Source organism: Mycobacterium sp., assembly GCF_051006775.1.
Lineage (GTDB): Bacteria > Actinomycetota > Actinomycetes > Mycobacteriales > Mycobacteriaceae > Mycobacterium.
In genome coordinates this window covers 1-4,965 of the sequence record NZ_JBPCSX010000131.1, presented here as the reverse complement: position 1 = coordinate 4,965, position 4,965 = coordinate 1, and the positions used below count along the sequence as shown (strand labels likewise).

5 protein-coding genes are annotated in these 4,965 nt (G+C 67.9%); 1 reads left to right on the top strand and 4 read right to left on the bottom strand.

Annotated features, from left to right (window positions below; genetic code table 11):
• Window positions 1–101: 101 nt before the first annotated feature.
• Both ACR2JI_RS09195 and ACR2JI_RS09190 read right to left on the bottom strand, forming a co-directional pair.
• Entirely contained in the window at window positions 102–914 is an 813-nt protein-coding gene (locus ACR2JI_RS09195; RefSeq protein WP_526389773.1) for an energy-coupling factor transporter transmembrane component T family protein, read from the bottom strand.
• Window positions 911–2,947: an ABC transporter ATP-binding protein gene (locus ACR2JI_RS09190; RefSeq protein WP_526389772.1), complete on the bottom strand. Its 2,037-nt coding sequence runs from the start codon at window positions 2,945–2,947 to the stop codon at window positions 911–913. Before ACR2JI_RS09190 ends, ACR2JI_RS09195 begins: the two co-directional genes overlap by 4 nt.
• An 83-nt stretch (window positions 2,948–3,030) precedes the next feature.
• Between ACR2JI_RS09190 and ACR2JI_RS09185 the strand changes: the two genes are divergently transcribed.
• The gene (locus tag ACR2JI_RS09185) at window positions 3,031–3,495 is read left to right on the top strand and encodes a MarR family winged helix-turn-helix transcriptional regulator (RefSeq protein WP_526389771.1); all 465 of its coding nucleotides are present in this window, start codon (window positions 3,031–3,033) and stop codon (window positions 3,493–3,495) included.
• A gap of 3 nt (window positions 3,496–3,498) precedes the next feature.
• Here ACR2JI_RS09185 and ACR2JI_RS09180 read toward each other — a convergent pair whose 3' ends face one another.
• Together ACR2JI_RS09180 and ACR2JI_RS09175 are read right to left on the bottom strand one after the other, a co-directional pair.
• The gene (locus tag ACR2JI_RS09180; protein ID WP_526389770.1) at window positions 3,499–4,389 is read right to left on the bottom strand and encodes a bestrophin family protein; all 891 of its coding nucleotides are present in this window, start codon (window positions 4,387–4,389) and stop codon (window positions 3,499–3,501) included.
• On the bottom strand, window positions 4,386–4,965 hold a 580-nt coding region (locus tag ACR2JI_RS09175; RefSeq protein WP_526389769.1), incomplete at its 5' end, for a VIT1/CCC1 transporter family protein. The genes ACR2JI_RS09180 and ACR2JI_RS09175, both read right to left, overlap by 4 nt.

Sequence of the window (4,965 nt, the reverse complement as noted above, 5' to 3'; positions counted from 1 at the left end):
GCGGTCGCCACCGTAGCCAGAGCAGCCAGCGGATTCCTCATACAGCGATGGTAACCCGGCAGAGGCGGCACCGGAAAACTATGCCGGATGTTTGCCAGCCGTCAGCCGCCGGCCCGCATCTCCAGCCAGACACCCAGGGCCGCCACCGCGACACAGATGGTCAGCGTCACCCAGTCAGCCGCCCTCGGCCGCGACGGTGCAGCCGATATCTGACCGGTGCCGCCCCGGGCGGTGATGGCGTCGCCCATCTCGTCGGCCCGTCGCAGTGCCACGGTGACACCGGCGGCAAGCAGGTCGACCACCTCGGACGCCCATCGCCGTCGCCCGGCCCGGCCGTCGGGTTGTACGGCGCGTGGCCGTAACCGGCGGGCCGCGTAGAGCAACCGGAACTCCTCGAGCAGCATCGGGAACGCCCGCAGCGAGAGCGACAGCGCCACCGCCCAGTCCTCGACCGGGATGCGCAGCACCTTCAGCGGACGGCCGAGTTTGGATACCGCCGGCGCGACGTCGGCGACGTTGGTGGTCCAGGACACCATCGCGCCCAACGCCAGCAGCACAATCGACAACGTGGTGAACCGAAGGAACTTCAGCAGACCGCCGACCTCGAAATCCACCGACCACAGATGCAGTACCGGCTCGCCTCGGCCAAGGGTTGCGGTGATCGCCCCGAAGAGCACCAGCCCCCACAGCCAGCGCGGTATTGACGGTAGTGCGCCGCGCGGGATGCGGGCCAACCATGCCGCGGCGATCACCAGCATCGCGGTGAGCCCGATCATCGCCCAACTCGGGTAGAACGACAGCAGCAGCGAAACTCCAAACACCACAAGTATTTTGGTGCCGGCCCACAACCGGTGGATGACCGAGTTGCCCGGCACCGGCCGCAACAGCACCACCGGACGGTTCTGCCGGCTCACGTCAGGACTCCGCGATCGAGATGAAGTGTGCGCGGGCACAACTCCTCCATGCCGGCGAAGTCGTGCGAGATCACCACCACAGTCAGACCGGTGTTGCGACGCAGATCGGTCAACAGCCGGATCAGCCCGCGCTGACTGGCCGCGTCAAGACCGGCCAGCGGCTCATCGAGAATGAGCGCCTTGGGCCAGCGGGCAAGCAGACCGGCGATCACCACCCGACGCATCTGTCCGCCGCTGAGCTGGTCGATGCGGCGGCCGGCCAGTGACCCGTCCAGTCCGACTGTCGCCAGTGCGGCGACCACCCGGGCAGTGTCGTACGGGGAAAACCCTGCGGCGGAGGCGACTTCGAGATCGACCCGGCTTCGCAACAGCTGGAGCCGCGCGGCCTGGAAGGCGATCGCCACATCGCCGACATGCTCGTGCGCCGGCAGACCACGCACCAGGCAGCTTCCGGTGGTCGGCGTCGTCAGGCCTGCCATGATCCACGCCAGCGTCGATTTGCCCGACCCGTTGCCGCCGTGGATCAGCACACCTTCGCCCTCGCCGACGGTGAAGGTGACATCGCGCAGCGCGGTCTTGGCCCAGGGGGTGCCCGCGGCGTAGGTGTGGCCCACGTGATCGAGTTGCAACACGGTGTCACCGCGGCGGGTGGCGGTGCTGACCGTGGGAACCGGTGCGGCGGCGCTGGCCACCATCACCATATTGTCCACCGATTCGCTGAGATTGACTGTGCGGTCTGCACTTTGGGCTTCGTTGCCGTAGTGGGTGATGTGCACCAGGCCGACCCGGTGACGCTCGGTGAGTTCGGAGAGCACACCCAGCAGCGCCTCGCGGCCACGCTGGTCGACCATGGTGGTGACCTCATCGGCGATCAGCATCGAGGGCTGCCGGGCCAGCGCCGCCGCCACCGCCAGGCGCTGCAACTCACCGCCGGACAGCCCGCCGGTGTCACGTTCCTCCATCCCGGCCAGACCCACCTCGGTGAGCAGACCGCTGACATCGGTGGCGGTGCCCGGCGGCAGACCCCACACCACGTCGTCGGCAACCCGGGATCCCAGCACCTGACTCTCCGGATGCTGCATGACAACCGCGGTGCCGCCGATGCGGCCCAACCCCACCGCGCCGGCCCGATCGATCTGGCCCGACGTAGGTGCTCGCCCGCACAGCAGCAGCATCAGTGTGGTCTTGCCGGATCCGTTGGCCCCGGTGACAGCGACATGTTCGCCGGGCTCGACGGTCAGGTTCAGTGGGCGCAGTGCATCATGGTCGGCACCCGGGTATCGGAATCTGGCCTCCTGCAGGTGAACCGGCAGCGGGGCGATGGGTCCGGATTCGACCGGGGTTTCCAGCTTGTGCACATCGGGGATTCCGCGAAGACGTTCCAGCACCCGGGAGAGCGCCCACCAGCCGACCAGCGATACCACCATCATCGTGAAGATCGAATAGATCAACAGCAGTAGCGGCCAGTACTGCAGGGCGACACCGAACATCGCCCGGGTGTCGGCCGCGGATTGGCGGAACGGTTCGAACTGCGACATGACCGCGACCAGACCGTCGACGTTGGCGGTCATCGCCTCGAACGTCACGGTGCGCAGCCGCGCCAGCACGGTCAGCGCCCCGATGATGAACGCTCCCGAGATGATGCCCGCGACGATCGAGGCGCCGACGACCGCCGCGGTCCCCCAGCGCCGGCGTTTGATGATGCCGGTCATACCGCCGACGTAGGCGCAGTTGAGCACCACCATGAACCCGCTGATGCCGGAGATCAGGAAGGCGATGGTGCTGGCGGCGAAGGCCGCGGCGAGCAGCACCCGCAGTCGGTAGCGGAAACCCAGCAGTCCCATCGGCACGGTGACCAGCAGCGACAGCCCGCCGGCGAATGGCACCACCACCGAGACGATTGCCAACGCCGCGCTGAGCGCCCCCATCACCGCGGCCTGCGCCATCTCGACCGGGGTCAGCGATCTGCCCGGCAGCGGGCCCGACGCCGACCCGGGCACGCGCCCCGGAGCGTCCGGTCGCGTCGAGGTCATTGTCCGATTCTGCCAGTGAGATCCGTTTCGCCCGTTCGCGACACCGGAGCAGCACATAGGTTGCCTATGTACCATGGGCGCGTATGAGCGGCAGAAGGACGGCCGTCCCGAGCGATGCGGCACTGGGCTCGGAATTGCTGACCCTCGTCGCGCGCCTCAACCGGTTGGCCACCTCGCGCATCCGGCTGCCACTGCCGTGGGCTCAGGCCCGACTGCTCGGCACCATCGAGGACCGTCGCGACGGCACCCGCATCTCCGAACTCGCTGAATTGGACCACTGCTCGCAGCCGACGATGACCACACAGGTTCGCAGCCTCGAGGAGGCCGGCCTGGTCACCCGCGCCGCCGATCCCGGGGACGCCCGGGCGGTGCTGATCCGGATCACCCCCCGGGGTTCGCAGGCGCTGGCCCGGGTGCGGGCCGACCGGGCAGCGGTGATCGAGCCGAGGATCAGAGGTCTGTCCGACGCCGATCGCACTACCCTGTCGGCCGCTGTCGGCGCGCTGCATCGCCTTGTCGAGGACATGTCGGCGACGCCGCGGGACTGACGCTCACATCCAGACGATCGACTTCGGTCCCTCCGGCGACCGCGCCAGCGGGTGGCCGGCGCCGAGCAGATCTCCGGTGATGGTGGCGCAGATGCGGTACATCGGGATGTCGAAGACCGTGTTGTTCATCGGCGCCTCGATCAGTCCGCCGACCCGTTCGGCGAGGACGAAGATGGTCAGCAGCAGAACGCCCACCACCATGCTGCTGAGGTGGTTCTGGGCCGACGCGTCGAGCCGGTTGAACGCGACCAGCCCGAAGAACCAGGCCAGCGCCCGGATGAAGAGGTCGTAGTGCACCGGGATCGGTTCGTTGCGGATCCGTTCGAGACCGCTTTGGGCGGTGGCCGCACCGGTGTTCGAGGTCATCAGCACCAGTCGGGCCTGGTCCTCGATGTAGCCACCGTCGACCAGGGCGGCCACGTCGGCGGCCTGCCGGTTGAGCAGGTCGGTGGAGCTCTCATCGACCGGATCCTCCGGGGTGAGCTCGACAACTCCGGGCAGCGGAGCGACCCCACGCATCTCCGCGGCCAGCTGCCAGCAGTACCGAACCTGCCGGCGGCGCATCCGGTCCAGGATCGGCTCCATGCCCGGCGAGCCGGTGGTCACCGACGTCAATCCGTTGTGCAGGGTGCGCGAGTTGATGATGATCCCGCCCCACAGCGTGCGGGCCTCCCACCACCGGTTGTAGGCGGTGGTGTTGCGGAAGCCGATGAACACCGACGCGGCGATGCCCAGCACCGACAGCACGGCGGCGGCGTACTCGTTCTGGGTGGCGTCGGGGACCGGGATGAGCAACGCCACCACCACCGCGATCGCCAGCAGGTTGTAGCGCAGTTGCCACATCACCAAGCCGGCCACCTTCAGTGGCCCGAGCCGACCGACGCTACGGATCACGTGACGACAGTCCCGATGAGTTTGCCGACAAAATAGGTCACGGCGATGGCGACCGAACCGAACACCAGCTGGCGGCCGGCGCCGAACCAGGTGTTGACCTTGGCGAAATGAGCCGCGACCCCCCCGGCGATGACCAGACCAACAGCTCCGAACAGCAGACCGGGCCACGGCGACTGGACACCGAACAGGTAGGGCAGCAACGGAATCAACGCGCCGATGGCGAAGAACACGAAGGACGAGCCGGCCGCCACCCCGGCCGAGGGCTTCTCCCTCGGATCGATGCCGAGCTCCTGGGCCAGATGGAAGTTGACCGCGCGCTCCCGGTCGCGGTGAACCTCAGCGGCTGCCGTCTTGGCGGTCTCGGTGGTCATGCCGATTTCCTTGAACATGGCGACCAGTTCCATCTGCTCACCACGTGGGAACTGCTCAAAGGCCTGCCGTTCGGCGCGCACCTCGGACTCGATCTGTTCGTTGGCTGTCCGCACAGAGGTGAACTCCCCCAGCGCCATGGAAAAGGCACCGGCCAGCAGGCCCGCGACACCGGTCAGCAGCACGGTGTGTGCTTCCGCACTGGCT